Source organism: Candidatus Kapaibacterium thiocyanatum, assembly GCA_001899175.1.
GTDB lineage: Bacteria > Bacteroidota > Ignavibacteria > Kapaibacteriales > Kapaibacteriaceae > Kapaibacterium > Kapaibacterium thiocyanatum.
In genome coordinates this window covers 148,771-170,752 of record MKVH01000024.1, presented here as the reverse complement: position 1 = coordinate 170,752, position 21,982 = coordinate 148,771, and the positions used below count along the sequence as shown (strand labels likewise).

Annotated in this window: 15 protein-coding genes; 2 read left to right on the top strand and 13 right to left on the bottom strand. The window is 59.9% G+C overall.

What is annotated here, in order from left to right; all coding sequences use genetic code 11:
* Window positions 1-58: 58 nt before the first annotated feature.
* The 11 genes from BGO89_09410 to BGO89_09360 form a co-directional block, all read right to left on the bottom strand.
* The gene (locus BGO89_09410; GenBank protein OJX56744.1) at window positions 59-427 is read right to left on the bottom strand and encodes a hypothetical protein; all 369 of its coding nucleotides are present in this window, start codon (window positions 425-427) and stop codon (window positions 59-61) included.
* A 287-nt stretch (window positions 428-714) separates the two neighbouring features.
* Window positions 715-1,086, bottom strand: coding sequence for a hypothetical protein (locus BGO89_09405; protein ID OJX56743.1), 372 nt, complete (start codon window positions 1,084-1,086; stop codon window positions 715-717).
* A 247-nt stretch (window positions 1,087-1,333) separates the two neighbouring features.
* Window positions 1,334-1,699, bottom strand: coding sequence for a hypothetical protein (locus BGO89_09400; GenBank protein ID OJX56742.1), 366 nt, complete (start codon window positions 1,697-1,699; stop codon window positions 1,334-1,336).
* A gap of 152 nt (window positions 1,700-1,851) precedes the next feature.
* Window positions 1,852-2,217 (bottom strand): hypothetical protein, encoded by a 366-nt coding sequence (locus tag BGO89_09395; protein ID OJX56741.1) that lies wholly within the window; start codon window positions 2,215-2,217, stop codon window positions 1,852-1,854.
* Between the two features lie 324 nt (window positions 2,218-2,541).
* Window positions 2,542-2,907, bottom strand: a complete 366-nt coding sequence (locus BGO89_09390) for a hypothetical protein (GenBank protein ID OJX56740.1) — start codon at window positions 2,905-2,907, stop codon at window positions 2,542-2,544.
* A 202-nt stretch (window positions 2,908-3,109) separates the two neighbouring features.
* Window positions 3,110-5,965, bottom strand: a complete 2,856-nt coding sequence (locus tag BGO89_09385; protein ID OJX56739.1) for an NHLP bacteriocin export ABC transporter permease/ATPase subunit — start codon at window positions 5,963-5,965, stop codon at window positions 3,110-3,112.
* Window positions 5,962-8,130 (bottom strand): NHLP family bacteriocin export ABC transporter peptidase/permease/ATPase subunit, encoded by a 2,169-nt coding sequence (locus BGO89_09380; GenBank protein ID OJX56738.1) that lies wholly within the window; start codon window positions 8,128-8,130, stop codon window positions 5,962-5,964. Before BGO89_09380 ends, BGO89_09385 begins: the two co-directional genes overlap by 4 nt.
* On the bottom strand, window positions 8,123-9,397 hold the full coding sequence (locus BGO89_09375) for an NHLP bacteriocin system secretion protein (protein ID OJX56737.1): 1,275 nt from the start codon (window positions 9,395-9,397) through the stop codon (window positions 8,123-8,125). The genes BGO89_09380 and BGO89_09375 overlap by 8 nt, the downstream gene beginning before the upstream one ends.
* Window positions 9,394-10,866, bottom strand: coding sequence for a hypothetical protein (locus BGO89_09370; protein ID OJX56736.1), 1,473 nt, complete (start codon window positions 10,864-10,866; stop codon window positions 9,394-9,396). The genes BGO89_09375 and BGO89_09370 overlap by 4 nt, the downstream gene beginning before the upstream one ends.
* 137 nt (window positions 10,867-11,003) lie before the next feature.
* Entirely contained in the window at window positions 11,004-12,524 is a 1,521-nt protein-coding gene (locus BGO89_09365) for a hypothetical protein (GenBank protein OJX56735.1), read from the bottom strand.
* A gap of 156 nt (window positions 12,525-12,680) precedes the next feature.
* The gene (locus BGO89_09360) at window positions 12,681-16,088 is read right to left on the bottom strand and encodes a hypothetical protein (protein OJX56734.1); all 3,408 of its coding nucleotides are present in this window, start codon (window positions 16,086-16,088) and stop codon (window positions 12,681-12,683) included.
* 215 nt (window positions 16,089-16,303) lie between these two features.
* Here BGO89_09360 and BGO89_09355 point away from each other — a divergent pair, with 215 nt between their 5' ends.
* Window positions 16,304-18,181 (top strand): hypothetical protein, encoded by a 1,878-nt coding sequence (locus BGO89_09355; GenBank protein ID OJX56733.1) that lies wholly within the window; start codon window positions 16,304-16,306, stop codon window positions 18,179-18,181.
* 36 nt (window positions 18,182-18,217) lie between these two features.
* On the opposite strand, the gene BGO89_09350 is transcribed toward BGO89_09355, so the two are convergent.
* Window positions 18,218-19,588 carry a hypothetical protein gene (locus BGO89_09350; GenBank protein OJX56732.1) on the bottom strand — a complete coding sequence of 457 codons (1,371 nt, stop codon included), beginning with the start codon at window positions 19,586-19,588 and terminating at the stop codon, window positions 18,218-18,220.
* Between the two features lie 670 nt (window positions 19,589-20,258).
* Window positions 20,259-20,489 (bottom strand): hypothetical protein, encoded by a 231-nt coding sequence (locus BGO89_09345; GenBank protein OJX56731.1) that lies wholly within the window; start codon window positions 20,487-20,489, stop codon window positions 20,259-20,261.
* A 47-nt stretch (window positions 20,490-20,536) separates the two neighbouring features.
* Between BGO89_09345 and BGO89_09340 the strand changes: the two genes are divergently transcribed.
* Window positions 20,537-21,970, top strand: a complete 1,434-nt coding sequence (locus BGO89_09340; GenBank protein OJX56730.1) for a hypothetical protein — start codon at window positions 20,537-20,539, stop codon at window positions 21,968-21,970.
* The last annotated feature ends 12 nt before the right edge of the window (window positions 21,971-21,982 follow it).

The following is a 21,982-nucleotide window of genomic DNA, read 5'->3' as shown; positions in this document are numbered from 1 at the left end:
TCGAGGGGACGTCGCCGAACACGACGTCCCCTTCTATAGGAATCGACTCGTTACGTTTTCACGTGCACTTCGTGGACGCCGTCGAGGCGCTGGAGATACATGCCGCTGCCGACATCATCGTCGACGCCGACCCATGACAGGAACCGCCACTGGCGGCCTTCGTGAAGGCTTCCTCGTTCAGCTCGACATCGCCGATGCGATCCAGCGAACCAAGCTGAAGATAGACATCGGAAGCCGTGGATTTGGGGATCGGTGCGCCTGCATCGACGAAGTGGACGGCAATACCGGGCGGAATACTGAGGCCCTGGTTCGAGAGTGCAGCGGACGGATCCGACAGCAGGGAGGCCTTGAACGTCGGATCGGTGTTGGCCCGTGCCACTACCTTGCTGATGATCTTCACTGCCTTTGCAGAAGAGACGAGAGACATATGTCCTCCGGAAAAGAATGCACCGAAAAACCCGTGCGGGGCACGGCGTCTATTGAATCATCATGAGTACGTAACCCTACGATCCCGACTATACAAAGGTAGCCATGTCACCGTCGGGAAAAGTCAACAACAAGTCAACGATCGTTCATGAATCCATGACACCGATGTCGATGGCCTTCATGCGATTGCCGGCGGCCTGCCCTCGGCCGATGCGGTTCGCATGAAGTGGGACGGCGACTGTGAGGCGTCGCATGGACACTCGGCGATCGGAATGGATGGCCACGTCCTTAGGTGGTACACTTCGTGGAACCCGTCGCCGAGCAGGTAACGCAGGACGCAATCGTGTAGGACGTGGAGTTCGTACTATGCGTGGACCCACCCCCACCGGCAACCTTCGTAAGGGCTTCTTCGTTCAGTTCGACGTCGCCGATGCGATCCAGCGAACCGAGCTGAAGATAGACGTCGGTACCAGTGGACGTCGGCATTGGCGCGCCGGCATCCACGAAATGCAGATTCACGTCGGGCGGAAGGATCAAGCCGTGGCTGGCAAGGGCTGCATTCGGATTCGAGAGCAACGAACTCTTGAATGCCGAATCCGTGTTGGCGAGTGCCACGACCTTGCTGATGGTCTTGGCTGCCTGGGCCGATGTGAGAGACATATGTCCTCGATATTGGAAGAAACAAGCCGTGCATGCACGGCGTTGGATGAATCTGCGTCGGTGCGATCCCGGAACATCGACAGCGGGTCGACGATCGTTCATGAATCCACGATACCGAACATGGCGGGCATTGGCGTTCCATGACCGGTATCGGCGATCCCATAACCCTTGTGGTTCATACGGAACAAATGATCGACCGTGGGGACGTCACACGAACGCCCCACGATCGAAATCGGAGCGTCGTCTATCAACCGCACTTCGACGAGGCCGTCGATGCGCAGGTAAGGCATGAGGGGATGCAGAAGCAGGTCGAGGCCGTGCTCTGGCACGAACCACCACCGGCGACCTTCGTGAGAGCCTGTTCGTTCAGCTCGACGTCGCCGATGCGGTCCAGCGAACCGAGCTGAAGATAGACGTCGGATGCAGTGGATGTCGGCACCGAAGCACCGGCATCGACGAAGTGAAGCTTCACGCCGGCCGGGAGGCTCAGGCCGTGATCAGAAAGTGCGGCGGTCGGGTTCGCGAGCAGCGAGCTCTTGAACGCCGAATCCGTGTTGGCGAGTGCCACGACCTTGCTGATGGTCTTGGCGGCCTGAACCGATGAGAGAGACATACGTCCTCCAGGGTGGAATACCGAAAATATCCGTGTCATACACGGCGTAATACGGACCGACAATAGTATAGTCTTCTACGATCCCGACATTGCGGACAGCGATCGCGGAGGCACCGCACGAGGTCCCCACGACCGGATCCGGATTGCGCGTCCTAGCCGCACTTCGTGGAGGCCGTCGATACGCACGTCACGCAAGAAGGCACTGTAAGGCAGGTGGACGCCGTGCTCATGCAGGAGCCGCCGCCGGCGACCTTCGCGAGCGCTTCCTCGTGCAGTTCGACGTTTCCGATGCGATCCAGCGGACCGAGTTGGAGATAGACGTCGGTTGCGGTCGACGTCGGCACCGAAGCACCGGCTTCGAGGAAATGGACGTTGACGCCGGCCGGGAGCTTGAGGCCATGTCTGGAAAGTGCTGCACCCGGATTCGCGAGCAGCGAGCTCTTGAATGCTGCATCCGTATTGGCAAGTGCCACGACCTTACTGATTGCCTTGGCAGCTTGTGCTGATTGAATGGACATATAACCTCCGAACAGGAATTACGTAAAACCCGCATGGTACACGGGACTATCATGGCGGAATCGATCAAGGGAACACAGGTAATTCGTCGACGTCAAGGCATCATACGGACGTCGAGGGTCGGCGCTATCCCTCTCATGTGGTGGTCCGCCCAGGCACGCACTCCCCGGAACGGAACCTTCGATCAAACTACGGCACTACGGACATCGGTCAGGACGACATGACGGAACACCCCCCGGGATCCGATCGATGCTGTCAATATATACAATATCGACCATGGGACGTTGTTGACCCCAACGCCCCATGATCGAAATGGGATTACGCTCTTAGCCGCACTTCGTCGAAGCCGACGATGCGCAGGAAGCGCAGGACGGGATCGTGAAGCACGTCGAAGCCGTGCTCTGGCAGGAACCGCCACCGGCGACCTTCGTGAGAGCTTCTTCGTTCAGCTCGACATCGCCGATGCGATCCAGCGAGCCGAGTTGAAGGTAGATATCCGAATCCGTGGAGGCCGGAACCGAAGCGCCGGTATCCACGAAGTGCAGATTCACGCCAGCCGGGAGGCTCAGGCCGTGGCTGGAGAGAGCGGCACCGGGGTTCGAGAGCAGCGAGCTCTTGAAAGCAGCATCCGTGTTGGCAAGTGCCACGACCTTGCTGATGGCCTTGACCGCTTGTGCTGATGCGATAGACATGTGTCCTCCGAGAAGAGAAACTGGAAAATTCCGTGTCATGCACGGTATTGAATGAATCGAAGATTGTACAACCCTACTCCGAGCTCGACGATGCAAAGGTAGTCGATACCATGTCACCGCAAAGTCAACAAGAAGTCAACAGCACCTTCCTCGATTCACGGCCCGAAGTTATGCAAGCGCTCATCGCTGTAGTATCCCCACTTCAGGCTATTTGACGCCTTGCCAGGGCAGCGAATGCTCCACCCGCGGTCATGAGTTCGTGATAAGTGCCCGACTCCATGACGCGTCCGCGATCCATCACGTAGATGCGATCCGCATGGATGATCGTGCTGAGTCTGTGTGCGATGATGATCCGCGTCGCATGCATACGGCCCAGCGCCTCGGTCACGATCTGCTGCGTGCGATTGTCCAGCGCGCTCGTGGCTTCGTCCATCAGGATGATCCTGGGCTTGGAAGCGATGGCGCGTGCGATCAGCAGACGCTGACGCTGTCCGCCGGACAACGTGCTTCCACCTTCCGAGATGACGGTATGCATTCCCATGGGCATGCCGTGAATATCTTCGTCGAATCCCGCCGATGCTGCGGCCTCCCACGCATCGTCGATGGTCAGCAGCGGATTGCCGCTCACGATGTTCTTGAAGATGTCCCCGCTCATCACCCGGCCGTTCTGCAGTACCACACCCATCTGCCTGCGTACCGCACGGATGTCGACGCCCGCGATGTCCTGGCCGTCGAAATAGATACCACCCGCTTCCGGAGTCTCGAAGCCGAGCAGCAGACGCAACAGCGTGGACTTGCCACAACCGGACGCCCCGACGACGGCGATGAATTCACCGGCACGCGCCGAGATCGAGACTCCATCCAGGATCAACGGCCCCTCCGCATCGTAGCGGAAACTGACGTTCACCACGTCGATGTCTCCATGCAGACGGCCCGGATCCGGCCTGGCTTCATCGACTTCGGGCGGTGTCTCGAGGATCGGCCTGGCATAGCTGTAGAGCGGAACGCACATGAGCACGCTCTCGGCAGCCGTGGAGCATGCCAGCAACGATGCGAAGAAGGTCGAGAACGCCGCGAGGAATGACAACACGGAACCCGTGGCCAGCGATTTTCCGTCGACGGCCATGTCGTGGATGATCCAGTAGAAGACCATGGACGCGATGGTAGGAACCACGGCATAGAGTATCTGGGACAGATTCTGCAGGCCCGAAGCCTTGAACTCGTTCCTGCGCTGGCGCAGGAACATGGACGACCACATCCTGAACGCATACGTCTCGGATGCCGTGGCGCGCAACTTCGAAATCGCCGAGAGAAGCTGGAGGATGACGCCCGTTATCTTTTGATAAACGTCCTGCGTAGCCACGAGATGCCGATATCTGCCGTAGCTGATGAGCGCCAGGCAGAGTGCAGCCAGCACGAGAATCAGCAATGCGATCCAGGCGAGCTTCGTGCTGTGGTGGAAAAGGATGATCAACTGGAACGTCGAGAAGATGAAGGCCACCATGGAATTCGCCGTTGCTCCGGCGATGAGCTGCTGAATGGCGTTGAAGCCGTTGGCCCGCGTCGCGAGCTCGCCTGCGGTGAACCTGCGGAAGAAGGTCGCAGGCAACGACAGCAGACGGTCCCAGAGCGCTCCCTGCAACGTCGCATCGCTCTGCAGTTGCAGGCGAAGCACGGCGACGTTCCGTGTGAGTTCGAAGATGGCACCGACGATACCGGCAAGCACGATGCCTACCGTGATCAGCAGCAGTTGGGATCTGTTCGTCGTGGGAATTACCTGGTCGAAGATCGTAGCCGTGATCGAGGGGAGGAACAGGCTAAGCAATCCCCCTGCACATCCCGCCAGCAACAGCAGGAGCAGGTCCTTGCGGAGCGGGCCGAAGCCGAAGCGGAGGATGTCGCGGAACAGCATCGCCGTCGCGGGGAACGGACGATAGACCTGCAGGCCACGTTCGGCATAGTTGCCTACCGTCGTCGAGGAGATCACGGTACGTCCGCCATCGACATCGATGGCCACGTAGTGTCGTCCTTCGCGAAGCATCGTCACTGCGGCGCCCGACTTGTCGAAGCCGATGAGGGGTCCGGCGTCATCGTGATACCACATGCCTTCGAGCACGACGATGCGTGAGCGCATGCGCGAGGCTTCGAGCAGGAGTTCGATCCGCCCGGTACCATCGGCAGGCCAGGACGGTGGCAGGATGAAGGGCGTATGGAGTGCTTCCGCCATTCTCCGTGCAGCGGCGATCACCGGATCGGACGTCGCGGCCATCATCGTGGATTGGGCCTTGTCACCGAAGACCGTACCGAAATCATCGACGCTCGCACGAGCCGTGGCCGCACGACGCTTCATCCGGGCGACGAGGACGTTACGATCCAGGTCCGCTGCCTGCCGATCGAGATCTTCGATGGCACGGGACAGCAGCGTCGTGGCTTCGTCGAGGACAGCGACGGGATCGCCCAGGAGCGTGAGTGCATCGACCGTACTGCGCGGAGCGACCATGATGTCGGCCGTGACACGCCCCGCATGACGGGACGTGACAGGGCGCCATGCCATCGACGATGGCCAGCGCATGGCCGTCGCCGGTGGAATGTCCTTGGTCTGACACCACAGGACCCGGTCGTGTGCGCCGACGACGGATCCCGCCGTCAACTCGATGACGCTGGCTGCGCTGAGTGCAACGACCCTGCCGTCGGCGTCTCCTGCGGAATTACCCACCAGCAGCAATACGTCGACCCATGCGGCAAAGTCAACGGCTTCGTTCGCTGCGGCGTGAATGACGTCGCTACGCGGGCCTTCAGGTCCGAGCTCGAGCATGGTGTCCGCGGAGCCGACGGCGATGATGTCCATTCCGTTCAGCCGCCCGCTGTCGAGCGGTGCGAGCATCGCACCTTCGGGACAACGTGCCAGGAATCTGCGGTGCCCGGGCTCTCCATTCGCACCTGTGCCGATGGCGAACAGGTCGACGCAACCCGTGCGGACGATGGCCGTGCGTGTGGCATCGACGATACGCCAGGGATCATTGCCGGGACATGGCCGCTGTAGGGGTGTGGCGCTCATTCGGTTGATATCAGCCGTGCATAGGGTCCGTCGACATCCTTCATCTCTTCGTGGGTCCCGCGCTGGACGACCTTCCCGTTCTCGAGTACGATGATCTCGTCGCAGTCGCGTATCGTACTCAGGCGGTGTGCGATGATGATCGTCGTGCAGCCACGCTGGCGCAGACGATCGTCGATCTGTTGCTCCGTCAGCGGGTCGAGCGCGCTCGTAGCCTCGTCGAGCACGACGATGCGTGGATCGCCTGCCAAGGCCCGCGCTATCTCAAGCCGTTGTGCCTGGCCCCCGCTGTAGTTGCGGCCCGCCTCTTCGACATGGCTTGCATAACCGCCCGCACGCGAGGCGATGACGTCGTGGATCGACGCATCCTTCGCTGCGTTCACGACGCGCGGCCGCGGAATGGCGGAATTCCACATCGTCAGATTGTCTTCCACCGATCCATCGAAGAGGAAGATATCCTGATCAACGAAGGCCAGCGACGACACCAGGATATCGCGGGGCCATTCATCACGGCGGCGTCCGTCGAACATGATCTCCCCTGACCAGGGCTGATAGAGCCCCATCAGCAACCGGGAGATAGTGGACTTGCCGCTGCCGGATTTACCGACGATGGCTACACGCGATCCCGGAACGAGCTTCAGATTGAAATCCGTGATGAGTGGTGCCGCGAGTGGCGAATAGCCGAAGGTCACGTCCCTCAGCTCCACGTATCCTTCGAGCTTCGCGGGAAGATCGCCGTCGACGGCCCGTTCCTGCGTCATATCGTCCATCTTGTATCGGAGCACGTCATCGAGTCGCGTCATGTCGCCGCGCAGCCGCTGTATCTCGCCATAGAGATTCACGACGTCGTTGATGGGAGCGAGAAAGCTCATCAGCAAAGCCTGGAAGGCGACGAGTGTACCCGCGCTGATGTTGCCGTCCATCACGTACCAGCCTCCGAGACCGAGCACGGCGGCTGTGGTGATGGTCGTGATCATCGGCGGAACGACGAGCAGCACTTGCATCACGATCTGGACGCGGCGCTGCGAATCGAGAGCCTTGGCCTGATATCCTGCCCATCGTGCGAAGAAGTCGCTTTCCGTACCACCGGCCTTCAATGTTTCGATGATCTGCAGGCCGTTCATCGAAACGCCCATGACCTTGCCCTGCTCCTGGAGGAGCTTCGCGTTCACGGTCGCGAGATGCGAACCCACGAATCGTACGGCGACGATGTTCAGCATGGCCACGGCGAACGTGGCCAACGTGAGCGGAACGCTGTACGACAACATCACCAGCCCATAGAAGACGATCATCATCAGACTCAGCACCGTCGTGGCCAGCTTGCCACCGATGGTATGCGCCACGTTGTCGTTGATCTGGACGCGCTGGGCGATGTCACCCGCGAACCGCTGCTGGAAGAAGTCGACGGGTAGCCGGAGGACGTGCCACATGTAGGAGCTGGATTCCCGTACGGCCACCTTCGTCTCGAGCCGCAGCAACGTCGCCTTCTGCAACAGCAGCAGCAGGATGTGCATCGCCACGGTGATTCCCATGCCGAGAAGCAGGGGTTTCATCCATGAGCCATGGCCGCGGATCAGGATCTCGTCGACGAAGACCTTGGAGAAGGCCGGAATGACGAGACCGGGCAGGATCAGGAAGAGACTTGCGATCAGGACGTAGGCCAGTGCGGCGCGCACGCCATGAAGACGGCGTACCAGTGCCGAGATCATGGAGGGAGAACTGCCGCCCTTCGTGAAGTCCGGCCCCGGCTTGAAGGTCAGCGTGATGCCGGTATATCCCTTGTCGAAATCCTCGTGCGTGATGCGTGTGCGTCCACCGAGCGGATCGTTGAGCCACACCCACTTGTCGGACACTCCTTCGACGACGAGGAAGTGATTGAACTTCCAGAATACGATCACCGGCAGGTCGCCGGTATAGACGTCGTCGATAGGTCGCTGGAAGCCTTTCGCTTCCATGCCGTAAGAGCGGGCCGCACTCAGGATGTTGCTGGCTTTGGAACCGTCGCGCGAGACACCGCAGGCGCGGCGCAGTTCTTCGAGGGGTACGATACGTCCGTAGTATCCGAGGATCATCGCCAGCGACGCGGCTCCGCATTCGACGGCCTCCATCTGATAGACGGTAGGCGTGATGACGTGCCGTTTCCGGATATGCGATGAGGCGTCAGCCATTGCTCAGCCCCAGTTTGCGCCGCAGCCAGGGCAGCGCCAGCGTGATCGGGGCCTGGTCCTTCACGATGATCGATCCCGTACAGACCATGCCGGCGGTGACCCTGATGTCGGGGCCCTTGCCGGATGTCCAGGTATACCCGCTCGGCGCGGCCTTGTTGGGCCGCAGGCGTACACGCACTTCGACGGGAGGTTCCTGCTGGACACCGAAGTACGACAGCAGACCTTCGTTCTCGATGAGGCTCGCCATACCGCGTTGATCCAGCGGATACTCGCTCACGTAGAGGACGTCGCCGATCAGCGAGCCCGACTCTTCGGCCGTGACGGTCGATGGCACGATATGGGCATCCATGCCGATCTCGATCTTCTTGCCTTCGAGCGGTGGCACGAAGAGCACGACGTCGACAGGCGTATCGTGAGCCTTGTCGACTTCGAGAACCATGAGTGGCGAACCGTTCGTCACCAGCTGTCCGACGTTCGACGAAAGCTGGACGACCCTGCCATCGTACGGCGAAATGACCGTCGTCACGAGACTGTACTGCAGGTCCGTTTCCCGGGCCGTGCGCAGGGCTGCGCGTAGTTGCTGTTCCTGCTGGAGAAGTTGCTGTCTTTTCTGCAGTGCATCGTCGGAGGTCGTCGATTCCAGTTGCAGCGTCGATGTACGCGCCGCGATGAGATCCTGCTCGGCCGTCAGCAGGGTGTTGAGTTCTTCGAAGTAGGTCGCGGATGTCACCAGACCCCGTTCCTGAAGTCCCTTCGTCGATTCCGCCTTGCGTCGCGCGTGGTCCACGCGTTGCTCGGCCGCGGCGAGACGCGCACGGTTCTCCTTTTCCTGGCTGGTGGCCGTCGCTTTCTGCAAGGATTGATAGGTGGCCAGTGCGCCGATCATCATCCGGTAGACGCTGTCGGCTTCACGAACGGCCAGCCATGAATTCTCCTGTCGCAACGCGAGTTCCGGAGCCTCGATGATGGCGATGGTGTCCCCGGCCTTCACGTGCGAACCGATCTCGCAGCGGAATTGCCGCACGGCACCGGGTCCGAGCGAAGCGATACTGTGAAGCCCGCCTTCACGTATGAGCAGGCCTCGCGACTGCACAGTCGTGGGAATGGAGCCCATGACGCTCCACACCAGCGCGGCGGCGATGGCTATTCCCACACCCGTCAGGGCGAGCCATCCGAGCGGCTTGGTCACGACGAGCGTACGATCGAGCTGCTCCGGTGACGACAGGGCATCCAGCGCCGCCTGACGGAACATGGAAGATTCACTCATGGAGTCACCTTGGGAACCGTGAAGACGTTGGTGGCATCGATCACCATCGACGTGCCGTCGGTACGGAAGAACGATGAGGTCAGGAAGCGCAGTTGCAATACTGCGGCATAGTAGTCGCGTTTGGCGGTGATGAACGTCTGTTCGGCACCTATCACGTTGTCCTGCATCTGGCGAAGCTGTACGAGTGTCGACGCATCGTTGCGTACGCGGTACTCTTCGTCGAGGTAGACGTGGCGCGCGAGTTCGAGCCCTTCCCGTGCAACGCTCAGGCGATGTTCGGCCGACTTGAGCGCCGTCGTCGCCAGCTCGGCATTGATGGAGATGACCCTGCGGAGGTCACGCTCCTGCGTTGCCGTGCGCTCGGCCTGGGCCGTTCTCGTGGCCAGGGCTCCACGGGCGGCGGAGTTCTCCACCGGGAATGCCCAGGTAAGAGTGGCGTTGATATTCAACGGGGTTACGTTTTCGGTATACGGCGAGATATAGGCAGGCATGCCGCTCCGGAAGTTGAAGCCGTTGGCACCAAGGGTCAGTCCGAGATCGAGTTGCGGATCAGATGCACGCTCGAGTCCTTCGATGGACCGTCGGGCGGCTTCACGGCGTGCGAGGAAGGCGGCGAGGTCGGGGCGTTCCCGCTCCGCCACCATGCGTACGTCCCTGCTGGCCAGCTCTCGTGCGACAAGAGTGTCGGATGGCATATCCAGGAACGTCGGCAATCCATACTGCAAGGCCGTTTCCAGATCGTCGCCCAGAACGACTGCGAGCTGGAACCGTGCGGATCTCAGACGCTGCTCCACTGCGACGAGATCGGCGTGACGCTGAAGCGACGTCGCTCGCGCCTGATCCAGATCGGAACGCGTGCGCCTGTCGGCGGCCACGAAGGCACGAACGTCATCCACGGTACTGTCGGCCTCTTCGGACGATGTAACGGCTACTTCATGAAGACGTTTTACGTACCAGTACTCCAGCCACGCCGTCATCGCATCCACGGCGCGCGAATTCATGGCGGCACGTGCATCGTTCCTGACGGCCGTCACGACGAGTGCCGCTTCGTCGCGCACTCCCCGCATAGCGGCCGAACCACGATTCTTCAGAAGAGGGACGCCGAGGGTGAGTCCATAGATGGCCCGATTCTGCGGTCGCGTATCGTCCGACGTACCATCGAGGATACGCGTACTCTGCACACCCACCGTGGCACCGACCGAAGCACCGAACTCGAACTGGCGATTGATACCGATCTGGTACTGCCCCGTCGTCACGCTCGGAAATACGATGCCGAGTGGAGAGATGATCGGAGAATGATCTATGCCGTACTGCGCGTTGAAGGTCGTCTGCAGATCGAACGGAGCCCTGTACTGCTGGGCATATCCTTCGTACTCCGCGATGTTCGTGCGCTGGATCCGTATCTGGGGATCGCGCTCCAGAAGCCTCTGAAGACAGTCGAGCGGCGACAGTTCATTCTGCCCACGCACGGCCCCACCAGAGAAAAGGCAGAAGATGATCGGAATCAATAAGCGTCGAACGTTCCTTCGACGCTGACGTCCGGACGTGACGAGTGTACTGACATGAGTCATGCGCGCCGAAGTTACATAGAACTCGGCATTATGGTTCAAACATCATCGAAACGATGCAGAACGTCTTCGAGACGCTCGCCTCTGCGCAGATGCAGCTTCTTCCGGATACGATGACGGTACTCCTTGACGCTGACTTCACCGATATGCATGCGTTCGGCGCAGGCTCCGGTCGAAAGCCCGTCGCGTATCAGCATGCACAGTTCGCGCTCAGCAGGAGTGAGTGCGGCAAGGAGAACTTCCAGTGCCGGCGCGACGGTACGGATGCCGCGCGGCGAAACGCGTGCGCTTCCCGGCATGGCGAGGCCCTTGCGAACGAGATCGAGCATGCTCTTGTCCGCATCCTCGTCCTTCAACCTCCGTTGCAGTCCGCGCAGCACGTCTGCCCTGTGTTCGTTGAGCATGGTCACCGACGTTAGATTCTGCCGCAGATCGTCCACCGTACGCTGAAGACGTTCGGCAGCGGCAACGAGCTCGTTGTCGTCGTTGTCCCTGGCGATCCGTGCGCGTTCGTCGGCATCACGGCGATGTCGAAGGACGGCGATGGCTTCACGCAAACGTTCGTGCTGATGCATGGCGCGATAGGCCTGTTCGTAGTCTCCGATGGCCGAGCATACGTCGGCCAGCGCTCGTACGGCTATGGCACGGGCATCGACGCTTTCGGCCTGCATCGATGCATCGATGGCTTCATGGATGCGGGCGATGGCCATGAGGTCGTTCCCCGACGACTGTTCGAGTCGGGCCAGTTGTACGAGTACGTTCACGAGTACGAGATGCTGTCCGTCCTTCCGCGCTCCTCTCGCCATACGCAGCAGGGCTGTACGTGCGGCGGCACGTCGTCCCGCCCGCTCGTCCACCCGCGCGGAGAACAGCCGTATCTCCACTTCCACGAGCGGGAGGTGCAACGTCCCCGCCAGATGCAAGGCCATCTCGAGATCGTCCTTGATATCTGCCGCCGGATCGATGTCGTAGCGCGTCATGCTCGAAGCCAGCAATGCGCGAAGAAGGGGCATACCGCGCTGACCGCTGGAGCGCACGAGTCGCAATGCACGTCGGGCATCGTCGGCGGCGGACTTGCTGTCGCCTTCCTGTTGCCACGCCCCGCAGCGTCCCATGAGGGCATGGATCACCGCCGCGGGCGCTGCGCCCTTACGTCTGCTCAGGACGTCGTCGAAGCATCGTCGGGCATCGATCGTATCACCGAGTCGACGTAGACATTCACCACGTTCTAACTGGATCCAGGGATAGAGTTCGTCGCCGACTTCCAGTACTCGCCGCGCACGATCGAAGGCGCGCACGGCCGCAAGCACGTAGCCATTGCGCGCATGCAGGAGGCCGGTCGACGCATGTCGATACGCCTCGCGGTCGACCTCATCCGATGTGAAGACGGATCGGAGCCGTTCGGCATCCGCCGTACGATCGAGATGGATCAGGCACCAGAAGGCGACGAAGGCCGTGCGCTGGATATCCGTACCCGGCTTCTCCGACTGCAATGCACGCTGTAACGATGCGATGATCCGGTGAGGATCGATGAAGGCGAGCGAATAGTCGATATGCATAGGAACGGAAGATATGGCGATCACCCCGTCGGACGTGCATGGATACCGGGCTGGAACGTGGAGATGAATACCGACATGCCGGTATTTTCGTTCTTCGAAAAAGAAAGCCCGCCTCGTCGCATTCGACAAGGCGGGCTCATTGATCTTCCGGCTAGGTCAACGCGTGATGGTCAACGGTATCGACCAGCGCCCATCATCCGCAACCAGGACGATCCGATAGGAACCGCTTGCGAGATGTCCGATGTATCCCTGAATGGTCGCGGCTCCCGTCGTACCCATGTCGAAATGACCGAACTCGGATACCATACGGCCGTTGATGTCGACCACCATGAGACGGCTACCGCGCAATACCATCGTACTCCGTATGGAGATGCTTACGTCGCCCGCTGCAGGATTCGGATGCGCGGACATGTGGACTTCCGCATCGGATCCGCCACCATCGCCAGATTCCTGGACGATGCTTACCGGCTCCTCGAGCAGAACATCACCATTCGACAGTTCCTGGCCATCCTCACCCACCGTCGTGTAGTCCAGCGATACCGGCCCGTCGTCGCCCGCTACGGTGATGTAGATCGGACGCAGTTGTTCGCCAGGTGCGATGAGACGGGCGGCGACATCGCGATGGACGATGTTCGCGACCGCAAGATGCTTCGCACCCGTTTCCTTGCTCGATTCGACGAGCATGAGATCCAGTCCGCCATCGCCGTCGAGATCGCCCGGACCGAAGGCCAGGATGGAAAGCTCGGGACGCGACGGTGCGATACGGAAGGAGGCGATGTTCTGTCCACCCGGATTGCCGTTGGCGATGAAGAGCATGTAGGTACGGACGTTCTTCGGACGGGTACTCTTCCTGTCTTCGGCGATCGTGTCGCCACCATATTCACCAGGACTACGCGCCCATACCGTGAGTTGCGGCGACGCTTCTTCCGGACAACCGCGGCATTCCGCAGCGGTAAGCTCGGCGTAGGTCGGGAAGACCTTCACGCTCTCCTTGTTCTCGAAGACCACGTCGTAGGTCAGTGAGTCCGTCTTCTCGTCCATCACGACGGCGGCATCAGCAACACCGTCCGTCACGACGACGACACCACCATTGGTAAGGCTCATACGGGCCAGCTTCGCCTGCGGCGAACCGCTGTAGCGCAGATTACCGTAGTGCGGCTGTCCTGGACCGTAGAGCTTCCTGAGTGTCAGGGTTCCTTCCGTGGTCGACTTCATCTTCAGATTCACGGCATGGTGCCAATCACCGTTGTGGATGATGATCGAGCCCTTGCGTGGAATCCTGATGCAAACGGTCGTGTCGCATGTCACGCACGACGTATCCGTGAACGAATAACGGATACATACCGTGACCGTGTCGCGGCAGAAGAAGCCGAGTGCGGCATTCGGCATCGAGACACCGAGCGACAGGTTGGACGGCGGCCCGGACATCGACACACCGCTCGGTTGCGTGCCCCACGTCACCGACGAGGTCGATGGCGCGAAGACGGGCGCGGAGTTGATGACCGGCGTGAGCGATCCGCCGGTGAAGACGACGGCGACGGGTCCACCCGGCGAGGTGACGTTACCACCACACCATACCTTGCCACGGGTCGCGCTCACGATGGTGGCCGTGAACGATGCGATGGGCTGCGGTCCGGCATTGAGTGTGGACGTGATCGTTCCCGCACCTGCGCCCGACATCGTGCCCGTGATCGTCGGCACCTTGATATCGAACTCATCACAGCAATCCGTGCACTTCGGCAGGACGATACAGGTATCGAACGTGCAGCAGTTCTGCATCGATGCATCATGCAAGGTGATGGAAAGACACAGCGTGTTGGCCGTGACACCGGCCGGTACGGTGATCGTGAACGGCAACGTCGTCGAGATGCCCATCGGCGGCACTACCGGTGCGAACGGCCCGGCGTTCGGCGTGACGCTGACTCCTGCAGGGCTGTTCACCGTGATGTTGTAGCCGTTGGCCGTATACCACGACAGGTTCTGGATCTGCGTCGTCATGGAATACGTGCTACCGTTGGCACCGACCTGGAGGCAGGACACGGAGAGCTTCTGAAGCTTGCCGCATGGCGGCACCGGTGGCGTAGTGCCGTGACACTGCAAAGTGAACGTCGAATCGCACGTGACGCCGTTGGCACCGATCATCGAGATCGTGATGGACTGCGATACCGTCGTACCGACGTTCAGGCAGAAGACGAAGGGGAACGACGTTCCCGTCGGAATGAAGCCCGACGTATGCGTATACGTTACCTGCGTCAGCGGTGTCGTCGTCATCCAGCCGGCGGGGCCACTGGCATAGTTGATCGACACGCCTGGCGTATTGGCCGTGACGGTAAAGCCCGTCCATGTATTCGCCATGGAATTGCTGATACCGAACTGGACGCAGCAGCCACCATCGGAGTTCGGAACGCCCTGCGTCTGCCCGAACTCGATGATGCGGACGCCCTTGCAGGGGTCGCTCTCGACACGACAGTTCTGCCAGATGTCTATATCGCCGTAGAACGTCTTCGCAGTGCCGAGGTTGACCATCACACCTGCGGTTGCGGCTACACCACCACTCGCCGGAAGACGTTGGGCACCGTAGACCGACAGGCTGATCAGGGCATCGCCCATCGACCACACGGCACTGTCGCAATCGACGGGAACGCGCTTGTCCTTATCCCACGAACCATAGCCGTAGTCGCAACCGCCCGATGAATTCATACCCGTCGGGAAGCTGCCGCAACTGGACCCCACACCCGGCATTCCGATTCCATAGACCTGCGGCGCCGGGAGCCATGTCACCCCTGCGAGCCGATACTCCATCAGACGGGAAGCATGGGCATTGGTCGTATATCCGGTAAGTGTACTGCGCATGGTACGCTCGGCGACGAGCATGTGGCCCGCCTGGTTGAACTCGATATCACTGACGGGATTGCTCCAGTTATTGCCGGGAAGAGGCGGCAGCGCGATCTCGAGCTGTGCCGAGCCGGGATTGAAATCCCCCGAACCGTTCAGGGCTACCGACCATATCTCGTTCGAGGCGACTGGATCGGGCATGAGGCAATCCTCTACCCATCGCGAGAAATAAACACGGTTATTATACACACCGATACCGAATACGCGTTCTCCGATCGGAGCTTGTCCGCTCGCACCGCCATCGGCGGCGAAGGGATCGAACGTGCTCTGGATGATACCGGCACTGTTCACACGGTAGATCTTGCCATCCTCGAAGTTCGTCACGAAGAACTGGTCGAAGACCGGATCATAGGCGATGTTGCCGAGACCCGGACCGGTATTCGGAATCGTGGACGTCCCGATACCACCCGTCGGAGCGGCAAGCGTGGTAAGGAAGGGGGCGATCGCACCGGTCAATCCATCGAGACGATAGACACCGCCCCATCCTCCAGGGCCGGCACTGCCTCCGTACAGCCGCGTGGCCGCTACATAGATATGAGGTGCATTGGAGATACAGATTCCGAAGACTTCACCGAGATTGGTCCTCGTCCAGGAGTTGGAAGGTCCGTACTGCTTTACCGGATTCCATCCCGTATTCACGGGCTGAAGGTTCGCATCCTGAACCTTCATCAAGGCGACGACGAAGTTCCCCGCATTACTACCCGACGCGAAGGTCGCGACGGCATCCCCGTTGGTAAGCGGCTGGGCTGTCAATCGTAGCACTGCGAAAACACATACCATCGCAGAGAGTAACATCCTCATAACGCAACCTCCTCGTACATTAGGTGACATAGTCGACCTGAGACATCCAACAATACGTATTGTTCCAACATGAACGGACACCTATGCGTAGTGTGCTGACCTTGTGCGTTGCAACACTGATTTCCGTCGCCAACCTCTGCGCATGGGTCTATCCTGAGCATCGGGACATCTCCGCGATGGCCATACGCAAGCTGCATGGACGCGAGCGTGCGATGCTCGAACGCATGTGGAGCGAAGCGCGCAGGAATCATGAGCATCGACTGTTCGAACGCACCTGCGACACCGTCGATCGCGAGACGACATCGACGATCGACTTCGCTGCATGGCCGGCAATCGCAGGTGATCATGCTTGCTCGCCCGCCAAGCTCGTCTCCAACGTTCTCGCGACGGAATGGATACTGGATGTCGCCGACGCCTGTGCGTTACTCAAGCGTCGCCTTTCCGAGGCCGAACGAAGGGATGAACGCGTGAACGCGATGCGCGATGCCGACATCAAGCTTCAGCGCGTCGACCCTTTCTACGCCACACGCGCAAGCTCGAACAACGTGCACTTCCTCGCCGCACGACAGGCCGTATCGACGACTCCGACGGACTATCTCTACGGATGCATCCGGGAAGGGATTCCGTTGAATGCCGTCGGTGCCTACACGTACTTCCATGCGAGCGCGCTGCGAAAGGCCAGCAGGTATGCGATGGATCGCACGCTTTCCGACGAACGACGCTCCGCTCTGGCGATCGCGGCACTCGCAGACGAAGCCTTCGCATTGCATTTCCTACAGGATGCATTCGCTTCCGGTCATGTTGCAGGAACATGGGGCGATGCCTCCGTACGCAAAGGAACGCACGACCACTACTGTGAGCATGGCCTCTCCGTCAGTACGTGGGACAACAGACAGGCCGTCATCATGGGCGATGCATACATGCGACCGACGGATGTGGATCGCGCTTCCGATGCCGTGATGGCAAGCCTCGACGACTTCCTCCATGTCGCTTCCGGGCACATGACCGTAGCTACGACCGATACGTCCTTTCTGCCGAATGCCTTCGACGTATGCGCCAATACCCTCTCACCGAAGATCGAGACGGACACGTCGATGACGGACAACATCGCCGACATCCTCATGCAGACGCCTATCCCCGGCCTTGCGGATGGCGAGGGCTCTCTTCCCCGCTTCCGTACGGAGCTCGGCCCCTTCATGGGCGTATCCCCTGCCGTACGATCGGAAGGTGTGAGCTCCGGATTCGGCAAGGCACAGGAACTCGCCGGGGGTGTGGCCGGACTAGAATTCGCCTTCAAGGTCGGCTTCGGTATGGATGGCATTCTGAGCGAAGCGGGAGACGGCCTCGTCTTCTTCGCGATCGGTACACGCCTCGACGCCGCATCGTCCATGCCGTATGTGAACGATAACGAACTGATCGGCAAGAGTCCGATCATCTCCGCCATCCCGGCACGCAGTGCCTATTCGCTACGACTTCGCCTGCCCTTCTATCTCGTACCGGGCGATCTCATCCTTGCGGCACCGCTGTGGCTGGTTTCGCACGATGCCTACGAAACGATGGCCATTCTCGCCGGTAACGGCGGCCTCATTCCATGGCAAGCGGGAATCGCAACGCCTGTCGGACGATTCCAGTTCGTCCTCGGTCGCGAGATCGGTGTGAGCCTCTTCGGCTACGGGAGTCAGGAAAATCAGGCCTTCATGCGTATGACCACGACTCAGGGCGACGTGACGACGCTGGTCAGTTTCACATCGGTCAATCTCGACCTTCCGTTCCTGGAGCTCAGGACATTCCACAGTTTCTCGATGACGCAAAGCTCCGGCTTCCTCATCCAACTGCATCTCGGCGCGGATATTCCTACATCATCGACCATGATCTCCCATCCGTCGATTCCGGCGCCGGATCTGCGAACGACGTGGCGCCTGGGACTCCGCATCGCCTTCGACTGGCGCTATTACTTCTGATGATGGGCTGTCCCGATCATCGAAGGCGCACGGACGTCATTTCGCGAAGACCAGTCTCATCCGCGCCAGCGACTGATCCGCGCAGGCAGTCGCGTCTTCGAAGACACTCGGCACGGAGCTATCCTCCTCCTCGATGTGGAAGCGTCGATACGTCAGCTCCTTCGTCGAAATGACGTCCTCCCTACGGATATCGACGACGATACTGCCGTCTCCCATCACGGTACAAGGATGGCGGTCCAGACGTATCTCGTACTTGACCCCCGCAGATCCTGTCGACGTTCCGATCGGGATATTGCAGGTCAACGTCGTTCCATCGAATGCGATGGTTCCGACACCGAGGCAGGATCCTCCGCTTCCACGACAACAGTCGCGATTGAACAGGAAGGTACCGTCGGTCGTTTCGTTCGCCTCGGGCTCGAATTCCTCGAGCACGCGCAGCAACGTATCCTTCAGGTAACGACGACGTTCTTCGAGCCGTCCTTCGCTACCCAGGTATCGCCCTTCACGAACGAGGATCTGCGCCGGCATCATGAGATCGACCGTCAGCCTTGCGGAAACGGGCACATAGATGTCGGCGTCGATGCGCAGACGATGATCGAGCGGCGCTTCGTAGCTGTCCGTCATCACGTCCACGTCGTACGAACCGAAGGGAATGCCGTCGAGTCGGATGCCGACGTATCCCGCCAGCGAGTCGAGGATGGTCATTTGTCGCACGAACGTCGCATTCTGTCCTCTCAACCGAAGGCTGCACTTCCCTATCGGTACTGCGATATGATCGACGTAGGCCGAAGGCCTGAGTCCGCGCGAAGCCGGCCTCACTTCCGGCTGCTTGATGTCGACGCTCGTCGCCGTGCGGTGGTACAATCCGTTCGCCTCATCGTAGACGACCCACGTGAATATCCCGCTGATCGGCGGAACGACATATACCGAAGGGTTGGCGGGAATCGGTATGGCATCGTAGACCTTGCCGTTCCGATCCTGGAACCGACATCGGGCGAGGCGTTCTTCGAGACGCTGATTCCATTTCGCCCATGTCGGGAGCGCGGACGGCACCATGGCTTCGCCATAGACGCGCAGGATGGTATCGATAACGACGGCACCACTACCGTTGACGATCTTCATTCTTCCCGTGCGCAGCGAATCCGGTACCTGCCATACGATGTCGCCGCCATCCTCGAGAACGGATCGAATCGGGACACGGATGTCCTGCCCACCGTAGCAGACCAGCACTCCGTCCGCCACCAGAACCGCGAGATTATCACCCTGTATCCTGAACGTCCCGCCGATAGAGACGTCCGTCGTGATCGTGCGGATGACCACCACACCGTTCGCTACAGAACCGACGGTCGAGGCGTCCGTACAGGCACAGAGTATCGACGTGACTGCTATCAGATACCAGATTCGCAATGGTGTGTAACGATTCATGACATGACTCCATACTGCACACAGCGCCGTTCGTTCGCCGTCCTCACCCTGTCGCCGGATGCCCCATACGATACCACTTCCATGCTCTCTCCGTATCGAGCAATAATCGGGCCGCCCCTGTCAGCACTCCAACCGTTCTTGACGAACCGGTACGCCGGATTTCTTACGAGCATCGTTTGAATGATGACCGTGGCATTCTCGATTTCGTTACGACATCATCGATATCATGAACACTCCCATGCATGTACGACACGTACACTCTACCGTCCGATGTCCATGATCCAATCCCGGGCCGTATGCATGGACGTCGTCCGGGTGCGACCTACTACGATGGGTGCCACGCACGTGGTCGATGCCGATGATCGGGCGCTAGGGTTACTGACTCCAAGTATCACGAATGGTCGCCCGACGAGATTCCGGAATACACCCGTCACCACCTCCATTGTACCCGACGCAACTTCGCATCGGAGCACCTTGGAGGCACCTTGACAAAACCTTTACGATCGGGAGGCCCGGATACGCAGAATCCTCGCTCCTCCACGCCACTATCGGTGGCTATGGTGAACCGAGGATTCCGACGTTGGTGAATGCTACCGCAGAACGCCATGGACTGACGACTCCTCCAAGCACGTGGAGTGTGCCATCGTCGACATTAAGCGCTCTGCGGTGTGATATCCGTAACGACAAGACTGACATTGACGTTGCGGATACTGTTGATCGACACGACTACTGCATCCCCGCAAAGGTTTCCGTCACGTAATGCATGGGAATCGGACACGATCCAGTCGATATGACGGAATGCCGTACGGACTGTCCTTCCGATCGGAAGGAAACAATGGAAGGGGTTTTCGATCCTGCGTCCAAATCCAGCCGATACCGTCATTCATAGTATGAATGACGGCACGATGAACAATACCGGTATCTTCAGCCATGACCACACACACCATCATCGTTATCCTCTTCCTTGCCGCCACACACATGATGGCACAGACGCTGGAGGGGCCCTTCTTCCCGTTTCCCGAACCGGGTATCGTGAGCCGCCAGTATCCGAAGCTCACGACGTCTTCCACCGGACGTATCGCCTTGACCTACGTCGAGCGGTCGGGAAACAAGGCCATGGTTTATGCCATCGTATCCGATGACGGTGGTACGACATGGTCGACACCGCGTCATGTGACGGCCGTGACCTACGGAACGATCGGCCTCCAGCGCCAGCCCTACGTCGTCATCGACGAGATGAACGTCTGGCATGCCGTATGGGAGGATCTCGTCACGGCCAATCAGCTCGACCCGTTCTATTCACGCTCGACCGACGAGGGCATGACGTGGTCCGCGCCGGTCTCCGTCGCAGCCGACAGCAACAAGGCGACACAGGACTTCGCGGCGATCACTGCCGTGCACGGTAACGTCTACATCTCGTTCCTCGACTCACGGGAGATGTTCATCGACGGTTTCAAGCACGTCTATCTCGCACGGTCGACGGATAACGGAATCACATGGCAGCCACCGGTTCGTGTGGACCAGTTCGGTCATACCGGTGGTGGTGTATGCGAATGCTGCCAGACGAATCTGACCGTCGATCCTTTCGGAACGGTCTACGTGGCCTTCCGCTCCAACATCTTCAACCGGCGCGATATCCACGTGGCACGGTCGACGGATGGCGGACAGACCTTTCAACAGCCTATCGCCGTCCAGGACTCACCCTGGCATCTCGACGCATGTCCGTCGACGGGGCCTATGCTCCGGTCGGACGCTTCGGGCACGATCCACTTTGCATGGACGGATGCACGGGATACAGCGGGCTATGATGCCATCTACTATACACGGCTGGGACGCACCGATATGCAGCCCGAACGGAATATCCAGATCAGTCCACGAGACATCAACGGCCCGAACTGGCCATCCATCGCCGTATCGGAAGATGCGGATACGGTGGGTATCGTCTATCAGAGTTTCGATGGCGTGCGATACGTTCGCTCGCTCGACCGATCCGATGTCTTCACGACGTTCGTCGTCGATGAATCACCGGCACGCCAGGAATTCACGAGCATCGTGCGCACGAAGGACGGCAGGAATCTGGTTGGATGGCAGGGTACGCGGGAGGCAGTCCATGATGCGTTCCTGATACGCGATGGCGTATCGTCGACGTCGGTCGACGATGGTGAGGCCATCGATCATGGGACGTGGACATACGATGTCATCGACATGCTTGGAAGGACGCTCACGTCGGGAACGTGTCCATCGGAGCTCGTGAACATACCTTCCGCATTGCTCCGCGATCTGCCATCGGCACATCGCGGGCCGGCAGGAATCGTCTTCCGGAATGCAGGCCGTACACGTACGGCCTGGGTGCTGGTTCGATAGCCTCGCCGAATC

What these genes read in the sequence shown, in the direction of transcription:
- BGO89_09410 (OJX56744.1), bottom strand. Translation starts at nt 427, where the DNA reads ATGTCTCTCGTCTCTTCTGCAAAGGCAGTGAAGATCATCAGCAAGGTA.
- BGO89_09405 (OJX56743.1), bottom strand. Translation starts at nt 1,086, where the DNA reads ATGTCTCTCACATCGGCCCAGGCAGCCAAGACCATCAGCAAGGTCGTG.
- BGO89_09400 (OJX56742.1), bottom strand. Translation starts at nt 1,699, where the DNA reads ATGTCTCTCTCATCGGTTCAGGCCGCCAAGACCATCAGCAAGGTCGTG.
- BGO89_09395 (OJX56741.1), bottom strand. Translation starts at nt 2,217, where the DNA reads ATGTCCATTCAATCAGCACAAGCTGCCAAGGCAATCAGTAAGGTCGTG.
- BGO89_09390 (OJX56740.1), bottom strand. Translation starts at nt 2,907, where the DNA reads ATGTCTATCGCATCAGCACAAGCGGTCAAGGCCATCAGCAAGGTCGTG.
- BGO89_09385 (OJX56739.1), bottom strand. Translation starts at nt 5,965, where the DNA reads ATGAGCGCCACACCCCTACAGCGGCCATGTCCCGGCAATGATCCCTGG.
- BGO89_09380 (OJX56738.1), bottom strand. Translation starts at nt 8,130, where the DNA reads ATGGCTGACGCCTCATCGCATATCCGGAAACGGCACGTCATCACGCCT.
- BGO89_09375 (OJX56737.1), bottom strand. Translation starts at nt 9,397, where the DNA reads ATGAGTGAATCTTCCATGTTCCGTCAGGCGGCGCTGGATGCCCTGTCG.
- BGO89_09365 (OJX56735.1), bottom strand. Translation starts at nt 12,524, where the DNA reads ATGCATATCGACTATTCGCTCGCCTTCATCGATCCTCACCGGATCATC.
- BGO89_09360 (OJX56734.1), bottom strand. Translation starts at nt 16,088, where the DNA reads ATGAAGGTTCAGGATGCGAACCTTCAGCCCGTGAATACGGGATGGAAT.
- BGO89_09355 (OJX56733.1), top strand. Translation starts at nt 16,304, where the DNA reads ATGCGTAGTGTGCTGACCTTGTGCGTTGCAACACTGATTTCCGTCGCC.
- BGO89_09345 (OJX56731.1), bottom strand. Translation starts at nt 20,489, where the DNA reads ATGACGGTATCGGCTGGATTTGGACGCAGGATCGAAAACCCCTTCCAT.
- BGO89_09340 (OJX56730.1), top strand. Translation starts at nt 20,537, where the DNA reads ATGACCACACACACCATCATCGTTATCCTCTTCCTTGCCGCCACACAC.